General features: G+C 57.4%; 20 protein-coding genes. 9 read left to right on the top strand and 11 right to left on the bottom strand.

The genetic code is table 11. From position 1 onward, the window contains the following. Window positions 1-169: 169 nt before the first annotated feature. Complete coding sequence (locus GS636_RS18770) at window positions 170-1,645, top strand: NAD-dependent succinate-semialdehyde dehydrogenase (protein ID WP_171188152.1); 1,476 nt, start codon at window positions 170-172, stop codon at window positions 1,643-1,645. Window positions 1,646-1,773: 128 nt separating this feature from the next. Continuing rightward, window positions 1,774-3,957, top strand: coding sequence for an esterase-like activity of phytase family protein (locus tag GS636_RS18765; RefSeq protein ID WP_171671576.1), 2,184 nt, complete (start codon window positions 1,774-1,776; stop codon window positions 3,955-3,957). Between the two features lie 179 nt (window positions 3,958-4,136). Here the strand turns inward: GS636_RS18765 and GS636_RS18760 are convergent, their stop codons facing one another. The 7 genes from GS636_RS18760 to GS636_RS18730 all read right to left on the bottom strand — a co-directional run bounded on the left by GS636_RS18760 (window position 4,137) and on the right by GS636_RS18730 (window position 11,348). Then, window positions 4,137-4,649, bottom strand: coding sequence for a lysozyme inhibitor LprI family protein (locus tag GS636_RS18760; RefSeq protein WP_171671574.1), 513 nt, complete (start codon window positions 4,647-4,649; stop codon window positions 4,137-4,139). Window positions 4,650-5,097: 448 nt separating this feature from the next. Beyond that, window positions 5,098-5,565, bottom strand: a complete 468-nt coding sequence (locus GS636_RS18755) for an Hsp20 family protein (protein WP_171096579.1) — start codon at window positions 5,563-5,565, stop codon at window positions 5,098-5,100. 123 nt (window positions 5,566-5,688) lie between these two features. Continuing rightward, on the bottom strand, window positions 5,689-6,504 hold the full coding sequence (locus GS636_RS18750; RefSeq protein ID WP_171671571.1) for a serine protease: 816 nt from the start codon (window positions 6,502-6,504) through the stop codon (window positions 5,689-5,691). Further along, complete coding sequence (locus GS636_RS18745) at window positions 6,501-7,292, bottom strand: serine protease (protein WP_371808747.1); 792 nt, start codon at window positions 7,290-7,292, stop codon at window positions 6,501-6,503. Before GS636_RS18745 ends, GS636_RS18750 begins: the two co-directional genes overlap by 4 nt. A gap of 118 nt (window positions 7,293-7,410) precedes the next feature. Further along, window positions 7,411-8,724, bottom strand: a complete 1,314-nt coding sequence (gene glcF / locus GS636_RS18740; protein ID WP_171188162.1) for a glycolate oxidase subunit GlcF — start codon at window positions 8,722-8,724, stop codon at window positions 7,411-7,413. A gap of 4 nt (window positions 8,725-8,728) precedes the next feature. Next, window positions 8,729-9,847: an FAD-binding protein gene (locus GS636_RS18735; RefSeq protein ID WP_171671569.1), complete on the bottom strand. Its 1,119-nt coding sequence runs from the start codon at window positions 9,845-9,847 to the stop codon at window positions 8,729-8,731. Between the two features lie 61 nt (window positions 9,848-9,908). After that, a complete protein-coding gene (locus tag GS636_RS18730) occupies window positions 9,909-11,348 on the bottom strand; it encodes an FAD-linked oxidase C-terminal domain-containing protein (RefSeq protein WP_171671566.1) in 1,440 nt (479 codons plus the stop codon). An 82-nt stretch (window positions 11,349-11,430) separates the two neighbouring features. Here GS636_RS18730 and GS636_RS18725 point away from each other — a divergent pair, with 82 nt between their 5' ends. Then, window positions 11,431-12,141 carry a DUF599 domain-containing protein gene (locus GS636_RS18725; RefSeq protein ID WP_171671563.1) on the top strand — a complete coding sequence of 237 codons (711 nt, stop codon included), beginning with the start codon at window positions 11,431-11,433 and terminating at the stop codon, window positions 12,139-12,141. Window positions 12,142-12,146: 5 nt separating this feature from the next. Then, complete coding sequence (locus GS636_RS18720) at window positions 12,147-12,524, top strand: hypothetical protein (RefSeq protein WP_371808746.1); 378 nt, start codon at window positions 12,147-12,149, stop codon at window positions 12,522-12,524. A gap of 3 nt (window positions 12,525-12,527) precedes the next feature. On the opposite strand, the gene GS636_RS18715 is transcribed toward GS636_RS18720, so the two are convergent. The 4 genes from GS636_RS18715 to GS636_RS18700 all read right to left on the bottom strand — a co-directional run bounded on the left by GS636_RS18715 (window position 12,528) and on the right by GS636_RS18700 (window position 15,406). Beyond that, window positions 12,528-13,013, bottom strand: coding sequence for a flavodoxin family protein (locus GS636_RS18715; RefSeq protein WP_171671561.1), 486 nt, complete (start codon window positions 13,011-13,013; stop codon window positions 12,528-12,530). 1 nt (window position 13,014) lies between these two features. Next, window positions 13,015-13,485, bottom strand: a complete 471-nt coding sequence (gene rlmH / locus GS636_RS18710; RefSeq protein WP_171671559.1) for a 23S rRNA (pseudouridine(1915)-N(3))-methyltransferase RlmH — start codon at window positions 13,483-13,485, stop codon at window positions 13,015-13,017. A gap of 44 nt (window positions 13,486-13,529) precedes the next feature. Further along, window positions 13,530-13,889: a ribosome silencing factor gene (gene rsfS / locus GS636_RS18705; protein ID WP_058276550.1), complete on the bottom strand. Its 360-nt coding sequence runs from the start codon at window positions 13,887-13,889 to the stop codon at window positions 13,530-13,532. 164 nt (window positions 13,890-14,053) lie between these two features. After that, window positions 14,054-15,406, bottom strand: coding sequence for a mechanosensitive ion channel family protein (locus GS636_RS18700; protein ID WP_171648552.1), 1,353 nt, complete (start codon window positions 15,404-15,406; stop codon window positions 14,054-14,056). Window positions 15,407-15,659: 253 nt separating this feature from the next. On the opposite strand from GS636_RS18700, the gene leuC reads away from it, so the two are divergent. The 5 genes from leuC (at window position 15,660) to GS636_RS18670 (ending at window position 20,483) form a co-directional block, all read left to right on the top strand. Then, a complete protein-coding gene (gene leuC, locus GS636_RS18690; RefSeq protein WP_171096597.1) occupies window positions 15,660-17,063 on the top strand; it encodes a 3-isopropylmalate dehydratase large subunit in 1,404 nt (467 codons plus the stop codon). A gap of 37 nt (window positions 17,064-17,100) precedes the next feature. Next, window positions 17,101-17,646: an HdeD family acid-resistance protein gene (locus GS636_RS18685; RefSeq protein WP_171096599.1), complete on the top strand. Its 546-nt coding sequence runs from the start codon at window positions 17,101-17,103 to the stop codon at window positions 17,644-17,646. A 42-nt stretch (window positions 17,647-17,688) separates the two neighbouring features. After that, on the top strand, window positions 17,689-18,294 hold the full coding sequence (gene leuD / locus GS636_RS18680; protein ID WP_171096601.1) for a 3-isopropylmalate dehydratase small subunit: 606 nt from the start codon (window positions 17,689-17,691) through the stop codon (window positions 18,292-18,294). Window positions 18,295-18,627: 333 nt separating this feature from the next. Beyond that, window positions 18,628-19,458 carry a hypothetical protein gene (locus GS636_RS18675; RefSeq protein WP_171096603.1) on the top strand — a complete coding sequence of 277 codons (831 nt, stop codon included), beginning with the start codon at window positions 18,628-18,630 and terminating at the stop codon, window positions 19,456-19,458. Then, a complete protein-coding gene (locus GS636_RS18670; protein ID WP_171671556.1) occupies window positions 19,455-20,483 on the top strand; it encodes an endonuclease/exonuclease/phosphatase family protein in 1,029 nt (342 codons plus the stop codon). Before GS636_RS18675 ends, GS636_RS18670 begins: the two co-directional genes overlap by 4 nt. Window positions 20,484-20,516 lie beyond the last annotated feature (33 nt).

The raw sequence follows: 20,516 nt of genomic DNA, 5'->3' as shown, positions 1-20,516 counted from the left end.
TCCCCTGAACCTTGGCAAACTCAGCCTGAAAAAGATAGGCGCGAATTGCCAAGCTGCTTCGGTGGCAATGGGTCAAATCTGGATTGATCCGACCACCATTGTGGACATAGACAATCCAGACCCCACCTGATTGGGTGCGTTGAACAAAATTCCTGCCGGAGGCTGACCCATGCTGGACGCGACAACCGATCTGAAATCTCTTTTGAAAAACCCCGACCTTTTGGCGACCAAGGCCTATATCGGCGGCCAGTGGGTGGATGGGGACAATGGTACTTTTGAAGTGACCAACCCCGCCCGCGGCGACGTGGTGGCCGAGGTGACCGATGTCAGCCGTGCTCAGGTGGCAGGCGCGATTGCACAGGCTGAGGCCGCACAAAAAGAGTGGGCCAAGCTGACCGGCAAGGAACGCGCAGTGATCCTGCGCCGCTGGTTCGATCTGATGATGGAAAACGCTGAGGATCTGGGCAAGATTCTGACGGCCGAGCAAGGCAAACCCCTTGCCGAGGCGATTGGTGAAATCGGATACGGCGCCTCCTTCATCGAGTTCTTTGGTGAAGAAGCCAAACGTGTCTATGGCGAGATGATCCCGGGTCACCAGCGTGACAAGCGGATCATGGTTTTGAAACAGCCCATCGGTGTTGCTGCGTCGATCACACCATGGAACTTCCCCAACGCGATGATCACCCGCAAGGCCGGGCCAGCCCTTGCTGCGGGTTGCGCCTTTGTGGCACGCCCAGCGAAGGAAACACCCTTGTCCGCGCTGGTTCTGGCTGTATTGGCGGAAAAGGCCGGCATTCCGGCTGGTGTGTTCAACGTCGTACCATCGTCACGCGCCAGCGAAATCGGCAAGGAATTCTGCGAGAACCCCGGTGTGCGCAAGCTGACCTTTACCGGTTCGACCGAGGTTGGGCGCATCCTGCTGAAACAGGCCGCCGATCAGGTGATGAAATGCTCGATGGAACTGGGCGGCAACGCGCCCTTCATCGTGTTTGACGACGCCGATCTGGATGCAGCGGTAGAAGGCGCGATGATGTGCAAATTCCGCAACAACGGCCAGACTTGCGTCTGCGCAAACCGTATCTACGTGCAGGCCGGTGTCTACGATGCCTTTGCCGCCAAGCTGAAAGCCGCTGTTGAGGCGCTGAAAGTTGGTGACGGTCTGACAGACGGAACGACTACCGGCCCGCTGATCAACGCTGAAGCCGTTGCCAAGGTTGAAGAGCATATCAAGGACGTAACCGACAAGGGCGGTGCTGTTCTGACCGGCGGCTTGCCCCACGATCTGGGCGGTACCTTCTTCCAGCCGACCATCGTGACGGGCGTGACCCAGGACATGATGGTGGCTCAGGACGAAACCTTTGGTCCGCTGGCCCCGCTGTTCAAGTTTGAGGATGAGGACGATGTCATCGCCATGGCGAATGATACGATCTTTGGTCTGGCCTCGTATTTCTATGCCAAAGACCTGAGCCGCGTCTACAAAGTGGCCGAGGCGCTGGAATACGGCATCGTCGGTGTGAACACCGGCATCATCTCGACCGAGCTGGGCCCGTTTGGTGGCGTCAAGCAATCCGGTCTGGGCCGCGAAGGCAGCCATCACGGCATGGAAGACTATCTGGAAATGAAATACGTCTGCCTGTCTGTTTGACCCTATAGTGCCCCGGTGCAAGGTGCCGGGGCCGTTCGGTTTGTCATAAAACTGCAAATAAACCGTCACATCCCTGCAATGACCCGGGTTCATCCCCCTCATATCCAACTGAGAGGGGAAACTTACCGATGTCATTGCGCTATGCCTGCCTGACATCTGCCCTTGCCCTGACCGCTGGTCAGGCCGTGGCAGAGATGAACTTCAACCGAATTGCGTCCTTCCCGGTCGTCAAGAACATGGCCGAGGGAGCGGATACAACCCGTGAGACCTCGCCCGAGATCATCGCGGCCACCGCTGACGGCATGACGCTGGTCTACACCGACAGCCCGCTGGGCGTGATCGGCATGATCGATATAAGCAACCCTGCAAGCCCGGCCCCGTTGGGTGCGATGGAGGTGGGCGGCGAGCCGACTTCCGTGGGTATCGTTGGCGCGACGGCTTTTGTGGGCGTGAACACGTCGGAAAGCTATACCGCCCCGTCCGGCAAACTGGTCTCGGTCGACATCGCGGGTAAGGCCGAAACCGGCGCCTGTGATCTGGGCGGTCAGCCCGACAGCGTCGCCATCGCCCCCGATGGCAGCTTTGTCGCCGTCGCCATTGAAAACGAACGCGACGAAGACCTGAATGACGGCATCATCCCGCAGCTGCCTGCCGGTTCGCTTGCACTCGTGCCGCTGAAAGACGGCGCGCTGGATTGCGCTAGAATGAAGATGGCCTCGCTGACCGATTTGGCAGAGGTCGCGCCGACCGACCCGGAACCCGAGTTCGTTGACATCAACGCCCTCGGCGAAACCGTCATCACCCTGCAGGAAAATAACCACATCGCAGTGGTCGACAAGGACGGCAACGTGGTCAGCCATTTCTCTGCAGGCGCGGTTGATCTCGAAGGCATCGACGCCACTGATGAGCGCGGCGCGCTGATCTTCACCGAAAGCCAGCAGGGCCGCTTGCGTGAACCGGACGCGGTGAAATGGATCGACGATAATCACTTCGCGACCGCCAACGAAGGTGACTATGAAGGCGGGTCGCGTGGTTGGACAGTTTTCCACAAAGACGGCACCGTTGTTTACGAGAACGGCACCGATTTCGAGAAGGCCATCATCCAGATCGGCCACTACCCCGACAAGCGTTCAGACAGCAAAGGCGTTGAGCCGGAAAGCGTGACCGCAGCCACATTCGGCGGCACACCGATGATCTTCGTCGGGGCCGAGCGCGCCTCGGTCGTGGGTGTCTATGACGCCACCGATCCGGCCAACCCGGTGCTGAAACAGCTTCTGCCCTCGGGCGTTGGCCCGGAAGGTTATGTGGCGATTCCCGACCGCAACCTTCTGATCTCGGCCAACGAGAAAGACCTGATCGAAGATGGCGGCCCGCGCGCGCATGTTTCGATCTTTGAGTATCAGGACGCCCCGGCCAACTATCCGCACCTGACCTCCGCTGGTGCGGATGAGCTTATTGGATGGGGAGCTCTCTCCGGTCTGGTCGCGGATGAAGACGGCATGATCTATGCGGTCAATGACAGCTTTTATGGCTTCCAGCCGTCGATCTTCAAGATCGATCCCAGCCAACAACCGGCTCGCATCGTGGACGTGATCCGCATTCACCGTCAGGACGGTAATCCGGCGCAGAAGCTGGATCTGGAAGGCATCACGCTGGACGGCAAGGGTGGCTTTTACGTCGCCTCCGAAGGCCGCACCGACCGCGTCATCCCGCACGCGATCTATCACGTCTCGGCTGAAGGTCTGGTCAAGGACCGCAAGGGCGAGATTGGCCTGCCGCCGGAGTTAATGGCCCTTGAAAAACGCTTTGGTTTCGAGGGCATCACCAAGGTTGGTGACACCCTGTGGATGGCTGTACAACGCGAATGGAAAGACGACCCCAAAAACCACGTGAAACTGGTGGCCTATAACCTTAAGACCAAGGAATGGGGTGCCGTGCATTACCCCAAGGCGAACCCGGAAAAAGGCTGGGTCGGCCTGTCGGAAATCGTTGCCTTTGGTGATCATGTCTACGTCATCGAGCGCGACAACCAGCACGACCACCGCGCCGTAACCAAAAAGATCTACCGCATCCCGCTGTCCGAAATGACCCCAGCCCCGCTGGGTGGCGCATTGCCCGTGGTCAGCAAGCAAGAGGTCCGTGACTTGCTGCCCGACCTGACCTCGACGGGTGGATACGTTCTGGACAAGATCGAAGGTCTGGCCATCCTGCCCTCGGGCGAGGCGTTTGTGATGACTGACAATGATGGTGTTGACGATGCCTCGGGCGAGACGATGTTCTGGTCGATCGGGTCGGTAACGGCTGGGAATTGACCTACTTGCATAACTTGAGAAACCCCGCACAAAATTGTGCGGGGTCATTTTACTTCAGACGTTAGATTTTAACCCTTTGCGGCTTGTTAGATCTGCTGCCGATTCTGTGGGCGCATTCGGCGGCCGCTATTTCTGCACTTTTAGTAATTGATGGTGAAGTAGCGATCCAAGTTATCGGCCTACTGGATTGAAAGACGCGTGGTGCATTCAGCAATTGTTGCCCCCCAGCCCGAGCCTCCGGCGTGCCAACCAACGATATTGTCTTCGGAACACATCTTATTCGCGAACTGAAGCCAGAGGCGCTGAGCTGCACGCAGATTAGCTACCCATTCCTCGTCTATCTCCTCTACGTCCTGAGTACCCAGTGGTCCTTGCTTCAGTATGCGCTGATACACTGCATTCAGATAATCGTCCGCGCGCTCCAAACCGATGAAATTACAATACTCGCGAGGAGACACTGCGGCTCCTCCGGGAATGAAGAAACCCTTGCTTTCGAGAACTTCTTCCAAGTCTTTGACGCAGTCTTGAATGCCTACAATTACACATGCTTCCCGATTAATTGAATCACTTTCAAAGCACTTCTCAACCTTAAGATAGGATTTGTCGTATTCGGCGGCGGCGGCCTCCGAGTCATAGGCATGTGCACTTGTTCCCATAACAATAAACCCAATTGCCAATATCAGTTTAAGCATATGTATTTCCTCACAATAGATCGGCGGAGATTGACCCAGCTTTCCCCCGTGGGGTGCTGTTCAATGGGAAACTGGTTGGACGGGCCTCTGTCGTCAAGCACTTCTTTTGGTTGATCTCTGTCACACGTATTACGCGCAAAGATAGAGCACAAAATCAGTGCGTGGCGGTCAGGATAACGTGTAACATTGGACCGGACACCGCGGCCTTAGTTAACTGGAAGATAATGCGCGGGTATGGTGCATCTCTACGTAGGCTCCAAAGTCCAATTTGCCACGCATAACTGACGTTCAACCTTAACCACGCCGCGCTCACGGTGAACGACCGCTCCGTCAGCTTAGCAAACACTCAGAAGAGCGCCCAAAAACATCGCCCCGCGTCTGGAGGAACGCGGGGCGTGTGTTGCGACAGCCTGGGAGGAGGCGACTGCCGCAAAGCTTTTCAGGCGCGTTAGTTGACGGCCTTGGCGTCAACGACGTCTTTTTCAATTGCTTTGGCCGATGAGATCTCGATCCGGCGCGGTTTCAGAGCCTCGGGCACCTCGCGCTTCAGGTCGATGTTCAGCATGCCATTTTCGTGGCTGGCGCCAGTGACACGCACGTGATCGGCCAGCGCAAAACGACGCTCGAACGCGCGGGTGGCGATGCCACGGTGCAGATAGCTGCGGTCTTTGTCCTCGGCGGCTTTCTTGCCAGCCACGACCAGCGAGTTTTCTTTCACTTCAACAGACAGGTCTGCTTCGGAAAAACCGGCGACGGCCACGGAAATCCGGTAGGTGTCGGCATCGGTTTTTTCGATGTTGTATGGGGGGTAGCTAGGCTGAGCCACATCATTGGTCAGAACGCGATCCATCATGTCAGCGATCTGGTCAAACCCAATCGTGGCGCGGTGCAGCGGTGCAAAGTCAAATGTACGCATGTGTCGTATCCTCATCCTCGAGCGAATTACGATTTGTGCCCTCCAACTGGACGGGCAGTGATTGATACCGGACCCCGTTGTGGCGATCCGATACACATCACATGGGTAGCGATTTGACCGAGTTCAACCCCCGCCAGAGCTGATGAATTTCGCACCAGACCCGGACTTGCCGGACCCCACCTGCAACCGGCGGATCGACGCTTTTGGCTGCGGCGCATCGCGCCGCATGATGGCCTTAAGCTCAGAGACGATCCCGTCAAGTTCCATGCCAAAACCGACCTTCCGGTTGCCGTTTGTCCCAACCGCCGAAACAACGGACAGAATTTGCCAACGCGAGCCGTTCTTTGCCAAAATAGCGGACCCGGACGAGCCGAAGGTGATGTCACAATCAAACAGAATCAGACCCTGCTGACGATCAATGATACGGCAAGAACGTTCCCGTGTGATCGCCTCAGACCGTCCGCGGCCATAAGAGGCAATGCTGACCTCATTTCCCAGAACACGCCCGCTGTACAGTGCAAAGGGATCTGCGACAGAGTAGGGGATGGGCTTATCGAGGCGCAACAGTGCGACGTCAATCCGAACGCTATCATGGGAAAGCGGCGGTTTAGAGCCATAGCTGGGATGAATAGCGACCTGCGTGATCCGGCTCTCGGCCAGGGCGTTGCCGTTGCTGAGGCCTGCGCGAAACGTGATGTCTTCTGGGGCAAATGCCTTTCCCGTGCGCCCGTCCACTGCGCAATGCGCTGCTGTCAGAACCATGTCCTGCGCGATCAGCGTACCCGTACAAAATGACTCGTCCCCTATGTCCAATCGGCCTATCGCCTCCCAGCCGTAAAGGTCGTCCCGGTCCGTCAACTTGCGCTTGTTCGCTTGCGCGTGGGACGTGGTTGCCAGAATGCACAAACCTAAAATGAGACTCAGTAAAACTCTGATCATGGCCGAATAAACCTTGCACCGATATTCTTGCCCGACCCGGATCCCGGCGTTGAAAGCCCAAATCCACGCCCGGCAGACAACTCATTGCGCAGCAATTGCAGCGAGTGTTCAACAGCAGTGCCAATTGCCACGTTCTGGCCGTCCAAACTGGCCTTGGCCGCAACAACCGACACGATCTGGGGACGCGCGCCCGCAAAGGAAAAGACCGGTGCGCCGGACGAGCCAAAATCGACGTCGCAAGACATGACCATGACACCCTGCTGCCGGTTCATGACCGAGCAGACCTGTTGCAGCGAAGGAGCCTCGGACCGGTCATGCGCATAAGACACCACACCAACCTCTGCGCCACGGCGCGGCTGATCCCCCGATTCAAATGGAATGACGGCAGTGTTTCGGATTGGTTGCCACAGTTCGATCAAGGCCACATCGGCGCTCACCCGGTCGGTCGTCGAGTCTGCACCATATTGATAGTCCGGATGGATCACGGCTTGCCGCGCCGTCCGATAGGCCAAAGCGCGCCCCAAACGCCAACCGGCCAGAAACTCAATGTCCGACGGGTTGATACGCTGCCCGGAAACCTTATCAAACAGGCAATGCGCTGCGGTCAGCACCAGTGTTGGCGACACCAGCGTTCCGGTGCAAAACCCTCTGCCGGCAATATCCAACCGTCCCACGGCCATCCAATCACGCCCGGAATCCGAGGTGTCCAGGCTTTCCAGCCCGGTATCCTGCGCTGTGGCCGCCATCGGCATGACACAGAACACAATCGCCTTGATCCAGTTGCGCACGCGGTTCTCCGGGACTCATTCAGACCTATTTGTCCTACGGGTCGCGTTGGGCGAAAATAGGGCAATCAGGAACCGCCAGAAAATCCAGGTCAACTGATGCGGGTCGGCATCATGTGCTTTACTTCAGGATCGGCACTGCGTCTCCTTGCTGTTGCAAGGATCTTGGCTTTGGGCCACCAGTCGCCCAATCCAGCAATTCGACGGTGTGAACGACTGGCAATTGCGTCCCTGACCCGATCTGCATCATGCATCCGATGTTTCCGGCGGCGATCAGGTCCGGCTTTTTTGCTTCCAGCGTTTTGACCTTGCGCTGTTTCAACTGGCCCGAAATCTCGGGCTGCATCAGGTTGTACGTGCCTGCGCTACCGCAGCACAAATGACTGTCGGCAGGCTCAACAACTTTAAATCCGGTCCGTTTCAGCAAATCCTTGGGATAAGTCTTGATCTTTTGCCCGTGCTGCAAGGAACAAGCCGCGTGATAAGCAACCGTAAGGTCTTGGTCACGTCCTTCCGGCACGTCCAACTGCATGACCAACTCACTGATATCCATGGCAATACCCGAGACACGCGCCGCATCCTTAGCCAGAGGGTCATTGCGGAACATGTGCCCATAGTCTTTAACGGTCGTTCCACAGCCAGACGTGTTGATAACGATGGCGTCTAGGCCGTCACCGTCCATTTCGCGCGTCCAGGCCATGATATTGGCTGCGGCAGCCGCGTGGCTTTCACGACTTTTGCCCATATGGTGTGTCAGGGCTCCGCAACATCCGGCGCCTTCGGCCACCACAACCTCGCACCCCAAACGCGTCAGCAACCGGATCGTAGCATCGTTAATGTCGGTATTTAGAGCCTTTTGCGCGCAGCCGGTCATCAGCGCGACGCGCTTTCTCCGGTCTCCTTTGGGCGCAAAACTTTGTGGGTCGTCGTTGCGACTGACCGGCGGGATGTGCTTTGGGGCCATATCCAGCATGGCCCGCAACCGGGCATCGGGCATCAGAAACCGAAACGGGCGGCCCAACTTTGCTCCGATCAAGGCCCAACGGAATCGCATCGGATAAGGTAGGATTTGGGCCAGAACCGAACGCAGGATACGATCCGTTAAAGGACGTTTGTAATTCGCCTCGATGTATTCGCGCGCATGATCGACCAGGTGCATGTAGTGCACACCTGATGGACAGGTTGTCATGCAGGCCAGACAGGACAAGCAGCGATCAATATGCTTGACCGTCTTTTCATCCGGGACACGTTCGTTTTCCAACATGTCCTTGATCAGGTAAATACGGCCGCGCGGGCTGTCCAATTCATCCCCCAACACCTGATAGGTGGGACAGGTCGCAGTGCAAAACCCACAATGCACACAGCTGCGCAGAATCTCATTCGAGCGCTGGATCGCCGGATCTTCCAGCTGTTTTTCCGTAAACGTTGTCTGCATCGCCCTACCCCATGAGCCCCGGATTGAACACAGATCGCGGGTCAAATCTTGCCCGTATCCCTTGTGTTAGAGCCGAAACAGCAGTATTCTCCGGCTGAAACCGCCCCAGCATTTGCATCTGGTCCGGGTCTGCGCGCACTAGGGTCGAATATCCCTCAACATCACTCAGTTCAGATCGCAGATCAGTGCCTTCCGGGGCCAAAGTCCAGATCAGACCCCCACCCCAATCCACGACCCTATTCGGGTTAGCGTCACCGACCACACGTCTCATGTCAGTCGGTTTGACCGAAGTTTTCCAGACATTGCCCGGTTTGTCGGCAAAAGGCTCAATATCACGCACCTCGCGCCAAATAGCGGTGTTTTCGGCCGCATCTGTGACAACCTGATCCGGCTTCATTTCCGCAAAAAACTCCTGCAACTTGGCAATGCGATACTCGACCGATTGGTCAAAGCCCTCAATCCGCAGCACCGTCCGGGACGGCTTGCCGCCGCCCTCGGGCAACCGAGCCGCACCGTTGACTTCGTATGGCGATCCCAACGCGTCACAAAACAGTTTGGACGTCTCGACCCATCCGCGGTCCTCCCAAACAAGCGTCGCAACGGCCTCTGGCTTGGGCAGCACTTTCAGCGAAACCTCGGTCAACACACCCAAGGTGCCCCAGGACCCAGCCATCAATTTCACCAGATCATAACCGGTGACGTTCTTCATCACCCGCCCGCCATTCTTGACCACATGACCGCGCCCATCGACAAAGCGAACGCCCAATAGAAAATCCCGGCACGCTCCGGCCTGTATCCGCCTCGGCCCAGATACGTTTGCCGCCACAACACCACCGATGGTCGGTTCGCCCGAAGTGCCAAGCAATCCCCGATGGTCCATCGGCTCAAACGCCAGTTGTTGCCCTTCTGCGTCCAGCGCGGCCTCAATCTCGGCCAACGGCGTACCTGCCTTGGCCACAAGTGTAAGGGCACCGGGTTCATAAAGGGTGATACCGCTCAGCCCGGAAACGTTCAATTCAAGGTCCGGCCCGGTCACACCGCGTGTACTGCCCCCGGCTATCCGAACCGGCTCGTTCAACCCGGCCACCAGGTCCGCCAATTCGTCTTCCGTCTCAGGTCTCATATGCTTCATCTTTTCATAAATACTCCGGGGAAATCGCGCCTGCGCGATTGGGGCAGAGCCCCTATTCCGCCGCAAGGCGTCGCGCCTCGGATGCGTCCAAGGGGAACACCTTCGCGGGATTCAACAACCACTGCGGATCGAACACATCTTTAATCGCCATCTGCGCCTCAAGATCAGCTGGCGCATACTGATGCGCCATCAGATCCCGCTTTTCGATGCCGACACCGTGTTCTCCGGTCAGGCACCCGCCTACATCGACACACAGCTTCAGGATATCCGCCCCAAACGCTTCGCATTTCTCCAGATCGCCCGGTTTGTTGGCGTCAAACAGGATCAAGGGGTGCATATTACCGTCACCCGCGTGGAAGACATTGCCCACGGGCAGGCCGTATTCCTCGCTCAACTCTCCGATCCGGCGCAAAACCTCGGGCAAGGAGGATACCGGGATGGTGCCGTCCAGACACATGTAATCGTTCATTTGACCCATCGCGCCAAAAGCCGATTTGCGACCCAGCCAAATCTTCGCGCTTTCCTCTGCCGACTGGCTTTCACGCAGTTCAACGGGATTGTGGCGCTTAGCGATTTCTATGATCTTCGCCAACTGATAGTCGATCTCGGCCTCCGAGCCCTCGACCTCGACAATCAGCAAGGCGGTACAATCGGGATACCCGGCATGAGCAAAATTTTCACAGGCTCTGATACAAAGCGTGTCCATGAATTCAATCGCTACTGGCAAAATACCCGATTTGATAATGTCAGAGACACATTGACCCGCGACCTCATTGTCATCAAACCCCATCAGAACCGGCCGCGCCCCTTCGGGTTTACGCAGAATGCGCAGCGTGGCCTCGGTCACCACGCCCAGCTGCCCCTCTGAGCCACAAATAACACCCAGCAGGTCCAGGCCAGAGGCATCCAGATGCGCGCCGCCGATTTCCACGACACTGCCGTCCATCATCACCATGGTCACGCCCAGCAGGTTATTCGTGGTCACACCGTATTTAAGGCAATGCGCGCCACCCGAATTCATCGCGATATTGCCCGCAATGGCACAGGCCAATTGCGAAGACGGATCGGGCGCATAAAAGAAATCCTCTTCCTCGACCGCACCGGTCACGCTCAGATTGGTACGACCGGTCTGAACGCGGATGAACCGGTTGTTATAGTCGGTTTCCAGAACGTCATTCATTCGCGCGACACCCAGAATGACACAATCAGCCGTAGGCAAGGCCCCACCCGCCAGCGACGTGCCGGAACCACGTGGCACCACAGGAACCCCTTCTTCATGACAGATCCGCAGGACTTCGGACACGTCCTGCGTCGATGACGGAAGAACTGCCAGCATCGGTGGACAGCGATAGGCGGTCAGCGCGTCACATTCATAGGCCCGCGTCTCAGCCGGATCGTGAATTACTGCATCCTCAGGCAAAACCTGCAGCAAGCGCGCCAGAACGGCTTGCTTGCGGGCAAGAACATCGGGATTTGGCTGGGGCATTTCCATCGCTGATCCTCCAATTTGGTAAAATAATATTACCAATTTGATGATCTGGCAAGTTCTTCCGTTCAGTTTTAGTGTCACGCTTATGAACTGGATCGAACGTGCCGCTTTCTTTGCCCCTTTGGATTACGCCGCCCTCGGCTTGCTGCTGGGCGCATGGCTGTGGATCGGGTGGAAGATCGAACATCCGTCGCCACAGAGGCGATCTGTCTCGCAAATGATGGACAATTACCGCCGCGACTGGATGCGCGAGATGGTGACGCGTCAGCCGCGCATGTTTGATGCACAGGTTGTAGCCGCCATGCGTCAAGGCAGCACGTTTTTTGCATCCACTACTATGATTGCCATCGGCGGCGGGCTGGCCCTGCTGGGTAATACCGAGCGACTTGCCGGGGTGGCCAGTGACCTCGCGATAGGCAGCGCGCCCGCTTTGGTGTGGGAAATCAAGATACTTGTTGTCGTACTCCTGCTGGCCAACGCATTCCTGAAATATGTCTGGGCGCATCGCTTGTTTGGCTATTGTGCTGTGTTGATGGCCTCGGTCCCGAACGATCCCGAAGACCCGCAGGCGTATCCACGCGCCGCCCAATCGGCCGAAATTTGCGTCACAGCCGCCCGCAGCTTTAACCGTGGCCTGCGCGCCACCTATTTTGCGCTGGCCTCATTAGCATGGTTCCTCGGGCCAATCGCTTTGATGCTGAGCACCATAATCACGTTCGGTGTTTTGTATCGACGCGAGTTTGCTTCGCAGTCCCGAACAATCCTGATATCCCAATCCCCTTACACAGAGACGTGATCCCGATGCGCCGCGATAACCCGTACGTTCGCGCCATGCGATATGTGATTCTCAGCGCCTTCCTGGCCAGCCCTGCCTTTGCCGACCCCCCAACGATCGAAAAAGTCGCGGCCACCCGCAGCGGCGATACATGGCGCTTCGACGTGACGATCCGTCATCCCGATACCGGATGGGATGACTACGCCGATGGCTGGCGTGTTTTGGACATGAATGGAAATGAACTAGGGATGCGTGTCCTGCATCATCCGCATGTGGATGAGCAGCCGTTCACCCGCTCGCTGAGCGGTGTGGCGATACCCGAAGGCACGGCGCAGGTCCAGGTTCAGGCCCGCGACAATGTTGGCGGCTGGGCCGAAGACACAACGGTGATTGACCTGAACTGAAGTTCAGAACACCCCAAGGGCCAAGCCCGCCGCCATCGCGGCCCCGATCTCGCGGCATTTCTCAAGCTGTTCTTCAGGGATGGTCTTTTTAGCCAGAATAGCTTCGGGCGTTTGTGCATGCGTGCAAAGGATCAAAGGCGGCTGCACTTCTTTCAATCGCCAGCCGGTCGCGATACGCGCAGTCTGGCGCGCGGCGTTTTCACCGTCGGACCCTGCACAGACCATTTGCGCATAAGGTCGACCTTCGAGCTTACCCAAGACAGGATAGTAACTACGGTCGAAAAATTCTTTCATCAGACCCGAAATCGCCGCCAAATTCTCAGGCGCGCAGAAGATATAGCCATCAGCGGCAAGCAAATCCTCAGGTCCTGCCTGATCCGCGAATTTCAGAACAACATCTGCTTCGTCTCGCCCGGCTTCGGCCGCCGCTTCCGCCATCTGCCGCGCGCCTCCGGTTCGCGAGTGGTAAACGATCAGAAGCTGCGCCATGTCAAACCCGGTGATAAGGGCCGCCCGACAGAATGGTTGCGGCCCGATACAGTTGCTCGGCCAGCATCACACGGACCAGCATATGGGGCCAGACCATTGACCCAAATGAGATGGAAAAATCGGCCTCGGCCCGCAGATTAGGGTCTATTCCGTCCGCTCCACCAATGATCAATGCCAAATCCTGTCGCCCAGCATCACGCCAGCCGCCCAGCTTTTTGGCAAAATCGGGTGAGGACATAACCCGTCCGCGTTCGTCCAAGGTACAGTTCACTGCGCCTTTGGGCAGCGCTTTGCGCAGCAGCGCTGCCTCGGCCCCCATGCCTGCATTTTTCTTGTCTTCGACCTCGATCACACGAGCGGGGCCAAGGCCCAGCGAGCGGCCGGTCCGGTCAAATCGTGTCAGGTAATCGTCAAGCAGGGACTTCTCAGGCCCGGCGCGCATTCGCCCGACCGCAACTATGCTGATACGCATATCTCTCTCGCCTCCGGCCCCTCAATACGGGCCGGGATGGCGCCTCAGTTCGCCGAGGCGCTGCCGCCCTGAGGCAGCCACATCTTTTCCAGCTGATAGAATTCACGCACTTCGGGGCGGAAGATATGGACGATCACGTCGCCCGTATCGATCAACACCCAGTCGCCGGCATCCTTGCCTTCAACCTTCGAGGTGAAACCGAATTCCTGCTTGATGCGATCCGTCAGTTTTTCCGCCATGGCCGAGACCTGCCGGGTCGACCGGCCCGATGCGATCACCATGTGATCTGCGACAGAAGATTTGCCCTGCAGGTTGATCTGCACGACGTCTTCGGCCTTGTCGTCGGATAGTGAGGAAAGGATACGCTCAAGCAGCTTGTCGCTGATTGACTGAGAGTGGGCCATTACACTGACCCCTTCATCGGCGGGCAAACCCGCCTGTGTATGTAGAGACAGGACATAGTCCTCCTTTGCTGCGCGCCATGAAACCCCGGCGCCGGGGTACTAATAAGGTAACAAGGGGATTGCAACATTTCAATGAAAGGCCAGACAGGTGCCCGCACGTTCGCTCACTCTTTGGCGATCTGTTGCTGCTCTGCGCCGTTCGGCAGCAACCGAACTTCGCGCTGCGGGAAGGGGATCGAGATGCCTTCATCCTTAAATGCGTCCCATAGCGCAAGATAGACATTGCCGCGGATATTGGTCAGGCCCTTGGTCGGGTCGCTGATCCAGAACCTTAGAACGTAGTCCACGCTGCTATCGCCGAACCCGGTGATGTGACAGACCGGCTCGTGCGAGCCTCCGCTGAGGACCCGGGTCACCGCTTTGACCGCTTTGATCGCTGTCGCACGCACATGATGCGGGTCGTCGTCATAGCTGGTGCCAAAATCCAGATCCAGCCGCACGAATTTGTCGGAATGAGACCAGTTCACCACTTGATTGGTAATCAGGTCCTCGTTCGGGATCAGGTATTCGCGCCCGTCCCGCGTGACGACCGAGACATAGCGCGCGCCCAGCGCATTGATCCAACCGAAGGTATCGCCCAGAGAGATCACGTCACCGGGTTTGATCGACCGGTCCATCAGGATGATGATCCCCGAAATCAGGTTCGATACCACCTTTTGCAGACCAAACCCGATCCCCACGCCGATTGCACCGGACAGCAGGGCGATACCGGTAAGGTCAAATCCCAGCGTGCGAATGGCGACCATAAAGACCGCCCCATACAGCAGCACCTGAATGCCCTTTGCCAGCAGCACCTGCATCGATGGCGTGATGTCGTCATTGCTCATCAACCCGCGCTCGGCGGCACGGGTGCCGATACGGGCCAGTGTCAGCAAGATGCCGATCAGCAGAACTGCCTTGAGTATCCCCAGTGCCGAGATGTGCAGATCGCCAATGGAAATCGCCACCCCGTCCAGAAACTCGGCCACGTCATCGGTCAGATTCAGCGCAATAAGCGTTGCATAGACCCACATCGCCCATTTGAACATGCGCCGCAGGGTCCGATTGCGCACCAGACGGGCCACCAGCGCAATCGCCAGCCACGCAAGCGCCAAAGTCGCCACAACCCCGATGATATAACTGCGCGATGGCCACGTGATCTGCTGCATCAGCAAATACAGCGCCCAGGACATAATGACGAAATAGACCAGCGTCAGGCGCTGCATCAGTTGCACCAACATCCGCAACCGCCACTTCGGCCATCCTTCGCGGGCGCGGGCCCACGCCTCCCACCGGGTTTGGGTCACCAGCTTCAAGACATAAGCCAACGCCCAAAGCGCCAGGATGATGACCAGCTGATGCTGCCGCCAGCCCGGCGTCACAATCAGTTCGACAAGATTTTCGAATTGCACGAAAAAGCCCGCGACCATGTTGTCATAGAGGTCCGACAGCGAGCTGGGGAACAGGTCTTGATTCATAAACCCAGCTTGAACAGCGTTGCCCGGTGATGCAAGCCCAGTGCCAGCCGGGTACCGGATTGAACCTTGATTGACAGCCAAGCCCGATATATCTGGATCGCATGAGACTCAACTTGGCCCCAGCTCCGAAACTGCAAGACCGCACGCGCCTGCGTGAACGGTTCTTTGGGGCCGCCCGCACGGTTCTGGCGCGCCTAACCGCAGCCTGAGCCAATTCGCCAGCCAATTCTCATTAAAATACGGGAGAGGACCGATGTCCCCCAAAACACTCTATGACAAGATCTGGGATGCCCATGTCGCGCACGAAGCCGATGATGGCACCTGCCTGCTTTATATCGACCGCCATCTGGTGCACGAAGTGACCAGCCCGCAAGCCTTTGAAGGGCTGCGCATGGCAGGCCGCAAGGTACGCGCACCGGAAAAGACCATTGCCGTGCCGGACCACAACGTTCCGACCACACCGGACCGCGTGAACGGGATCGAAAACCCGGAATCGCGCATTCAGGTCGAAGCTCTGGACAAGAACGCCAAGGATTTCGGCATTCACTATTACCCGGTGAATGACGTCCGTCAGGGTATCGTGCACATTGTCGGCCCCGAGCAAGGCTGGACCCTGCCCGGCATGACCGTTGTGTGCGGCGACAGCCACACCGCGACCCACGGTGCTTTTGGCGCACTGGCCCACGGTATCGGCACGTCCGAGGTTGAACATGTTCTGGCCACGCAGACCCTGATCCAGAAAAAATCCAAGAACATGAAGGTGGAAATCACCGGCAAACTGCAGCCGGGTGTGACCGCCAAGGACATCACTCTGGCCGTGATCGGTGAGACCGGAACCGCAGGTGGTACTGGCTATGTCATCGAATATTGCGGTGAAGCGATCCGTGATCTGTCGATGGAAGGCCGTATGACGGTCTGCAACATGGCCATCGAAGGCGGAGCCCGCGCTGGCCTGATCGCGCCGGATGAGACCACGTTCGAATACGTCAAAGGCCGTCCGCACGCCCCCAAAGGCGCTCAGTGGGAAGCTGCGATGGACTGGTGGAAAACGCTCTATACCGATGAGGGCGCGCATTTCGACAAGGTCATCACATTGCGCGGCGAAGACATAGCGCCGGTCGTGACTTGGGGCACCAGCCCTGAGGATGTTCTGCCGATCACCGCCTCTGTGCCTCACCCCGAAGACTTCGAAGGCGGCAAGGTCGATGCGGCCCGCCGTTCGATCGAATACATGGGGCTCGAAGCTGGTCAGAAGCTCAGCGATGTGGAAATCGACACCGTGTTCATCGGGTCCTGCACCAATGGCCGCATCGAAGACCTGCGCGCCGCGGCCGAGATTCTGAAAGGTAAAAAGATCAAGGACGGGATGCGCGCCATGGTCGTGCCCGGTTCGGGTCTGGTTCGCGCGCAGGCCGAAGAAGAAGGTCTGGCCGAAATCTTCAAAGAGGCCGGGTTCGAATGGCGTCTGGCAGGATGCTCGATGTGTCTGGCGATGAACCCCGACCAGTTGCAACCGGGCGAGCGCTGTGCCGCGACTTCGAACCGCAACTTCGAAGGCCGTCAGGGTCGGGGTGGGCGTACTCACCTACTGAGCCCAGCCATGGCAGCCGCCGCAGCAATCACAGGACGTCTTACAGACGTCAGAGAACTGATGTAAGCTGCCCTCATATCTAGATATTTGAGGGATTGAAAACATGAGTGACTGGATCAAATGGCTCCTGCTGGGGCTTCTGTCCATAGCGTTCGGTATCTTTGTGCTGGGCGCGCCAATTGTAGCGTCTGTGGCCGTTACGGTCGTGACCGGAGCGTTGCTTCTGATCTCGGGCGCCTTGCAGGTTGTCGGCGGTTTCACCGTTGAAGGCACCGGCAACAAGATCCTGTCGCTCATCATGGGTGCGGTCATGCTGTTTCTGGGCTGGTCCTTTCTGGATCACCCGCTACAGGGCACGCTGACGCTGGCGACTGTGATGCTGATTCTGTTCATGGCAGGCGGCATCGCGCGGGTCATTCTGTCGTTCCAGATGAAAGGAACACAGTTTTTCTGGCCCACGATGATCTCGGGCATCTTGTCGATCATCCTGGCCGGTATCATCTGGACCTATGTAGGAAGCGAACCTCAGGTGCTGCTGAGCATCCTGGGGATCTTCCTGGGCATCGAGATGCTGTTCAACGGGTTCGGATTGGTCTTCATGGCGTTCTTCGTCAAGAACGCACCCAAAGACGAAACAAAAGAAGCTTAAACGCGGGACACGGGCGCGGCCCTCTCTCGCAGGAGTGTGAACATGGAAAAGTTTGAAAAAGTCCACGGGGTGGCCGCCCCAATGCCATTGATCAATATCGACACGGATATGATCATCCCCAAAGTGCACCTGAAAACCATCAAACGGTCCGGCCTGGGCGTCGTTCTGTTTGACGAGATGCGTTATCACGATCATGGCGGCGAGAACGAAGAGTTCGTTCTGAACAAACCCGCCTATCGCCAGACCGAGATTCTGGTCGCAGGCGACAATTTCGGCTGCGGCTCTTCCCGCGAACACGCACCTTGGGCGATCAAGGATTTCGGCATCAAGGTTGTAATCTCGACCAGCTTTGCCGACATCTTCTTTAACAACTGCTTCAAGAACGGCATCCTGCCCATCGTGGTCGAGGAAGAGCACCACGCGATTCTGATGGAAGACGCGCACAAGGGTGAAAACGCCCGCATGACCGTTCATCTGGAAGATCAGCAGATCACCACTTCGGACGGAGTGGTCATCGAATTCGACATCGACCCGCACCGCAAGCACTGCTTGCTGAACGGTCTGGACGATATCGGCCTGACAATGGAAAAAGACCACCACATCGACAAATTCGAAGATCACGCCAGTCAAGCCCGTCCCTGGGTCTGATTCTGGGGGCGAATCTGTGGATACTCAACCTAACGGGGTCGCCTAGGCGGCCCCGTTCTCATTCTTGGGGTTGATTTTCGAGCAACCACAACATCTTGGTCTCATTTTGAGATACACGTCGGATTTGCGTCCAAATTGATGCAATCCCGCACCAGTTGCGCCATCTTTTTGCCCGAAATCACGTGTTTTCTGCACCCTGTCTTGAGCGAAATGCCGCTTATCGTCCATCTTGGCGCTAACGAGGCATCCGTCGCAAAGACGAGAGGAGACGGGCACAAGTTGGATTCAAGTCGGCAAAGATCGGCTGGTCTGGTTTGAAAAAGGGTTCGGAATGTGATTGCACGCACAACAGGGGCGGCGATACGCGGAGTACTTGTGGCACTGATGGTGCTGACCCCCGCGTTGTACCTGCCTGTATCATCGACGAATGGGACCGAGATTCTGGTCTTCCTCGCGATCCTCGCGTTCATACTGACGTTCGCCGAGTATAACTCGGCATTTCCCAGCTTTATCGAATTCCGAGATGCGCCGCCGGTAAACCGACTCCGGTTTGTTGGCCTGATGTCGATGGTCACGTTCCTGACGCTGATCTGCAAAAACATTTTTGATCCAACCGAACTGACAGCATTCGCTTATGGCGTCGGTCTTGCGGTCGCCAATGTGGTGGACTTCCCTTATTCTCCGGTGCGCCTGATCGTGCTGATGCTGCCAGCTGATGCCAGCCAGTCGCTGATCGAACTGGTCCGGGTTACAGCCGGCGTAGCCTATGTTGCGGCTCTGGTGACCATCGCCAGCTTTGCATATGCGGTCAAAGTTCGTGGATGGCCAACCGGAAACGGGGCCTTCAATGTGTGGACAAACCTTCCGCTGTTTGACCCCACCAAAGGCGGAGATGTCGTTACCCGACTGCAACGCGATGGCCGCCTGAACATCTGTATCGGCATTCTGCTACCCTTCCTCATTCCGGCCGTCATCAAACTGATGAGCAGCGTGATCGCCCCTATTTCTCTGAACAATCCCCAGACACTGATCTGGACGATGAGCGCTTGGGCTTTCCTGCCCGCCAGCATGATCATGCGCGGTGTCGCAACCCTGCGTATAGCAGGACTGATCGTTGAAAAGCGCCGTGCTTATTCAACCAGCGAGACTACACAAGCCGCATGATCCGCGCACTTGCCCTGTTTCTGTTGCCGTTCTCGGCGCAGGCAGAGGTCGTGCGCATCGCCACCTACAATACCGAGCTTAGCCGAAAAGGCCCCGCGCTTTTGCTGCGGGACATTGGCAGGGATGACCCGCAGGTTCTTGCGGTTGTCAGTGTAATTTCAGCTGCACGACCTGACATTATCGCCCTTCAAGGTATCGACTGGGATCTGGAAGGGGTCGCGATCCAAGCCCTGTCCCAGAAACTGCGCAATGCTGGTGTGGATTATGGCTACTTCTACGCTGCGCAGCCCAACGCTGGCCTGGAAACACCGCTGGATCTGGACGGAGACGGTCGCACACAAGGCCCCGGTGACGCGCAGGGTTGGGGCCAATTCACCGGACAGGGCGGGCTGGCGATTTTATCCCGTTATGAAATCATCACCGACGAGATTTTGAGTTTTTCTGAACTGCTTTGGCAAGATCTTCCGGGCGCGGTTTTACCCTTTGTAGATGACCACCCCTTCCCGTCTGAAGCAGCGCACAAAACGCAACGCCTGTCTTCCACCGCGCATTGGGTGGTGCCTATTGATACCCCCTTGGGGCGGCTCGGCCTGATGACCTTTCACGCGGCGCCCCCGGTTTTCGATGGGCCAGAAGATCGCAACGGATTGCGTAATCGGGATGAGATTCGGTTCTGGTCCGTCCTGCTGAACGGCGATTTGGGACCGGTTCCCAAAGATCCCTTCGTCATCGCCGGGGATGCCAATCTGGACCCGTCGCGCGGCGAGGGCCACAAACAGGCCATTCACGCCCTTTTGGAAAATCCCGTTGTACAGGACCCATTGCCAACAGATCCAACAGGGTCAACCGCAACGGTCGACTGGAAAGCCACGGGTGAAATGCGCGTTGATTATATTTTGCCGTCCCGCGACCTGCGTGTCTTGGATTCAGGCGTTCTATGGTCCAAGGAAGATGCACCGCTGCGGGAGTACGCGGATCAAGCAAGCAGGCACCGGTTGGTCTGGGTCGACGTCACACTGCCGTAAGGCACGGCCCGAGATATTTTAAGCAAACGACGC

This window comes from Ruegeria sp. HKCCD4884, assembly GCF_013110855.1.
Lineage (GTDB): Bacteria > Pseudomonadota > Alphaproteobacteria > Rhodobacterales > Rhodobacteraceae > Ruegeria.
The sequence above is the reverse complement of the archived record's forward strand: the minus strand, read 5'-3'. Positions and strand labels throughout refer to the sequence as shown.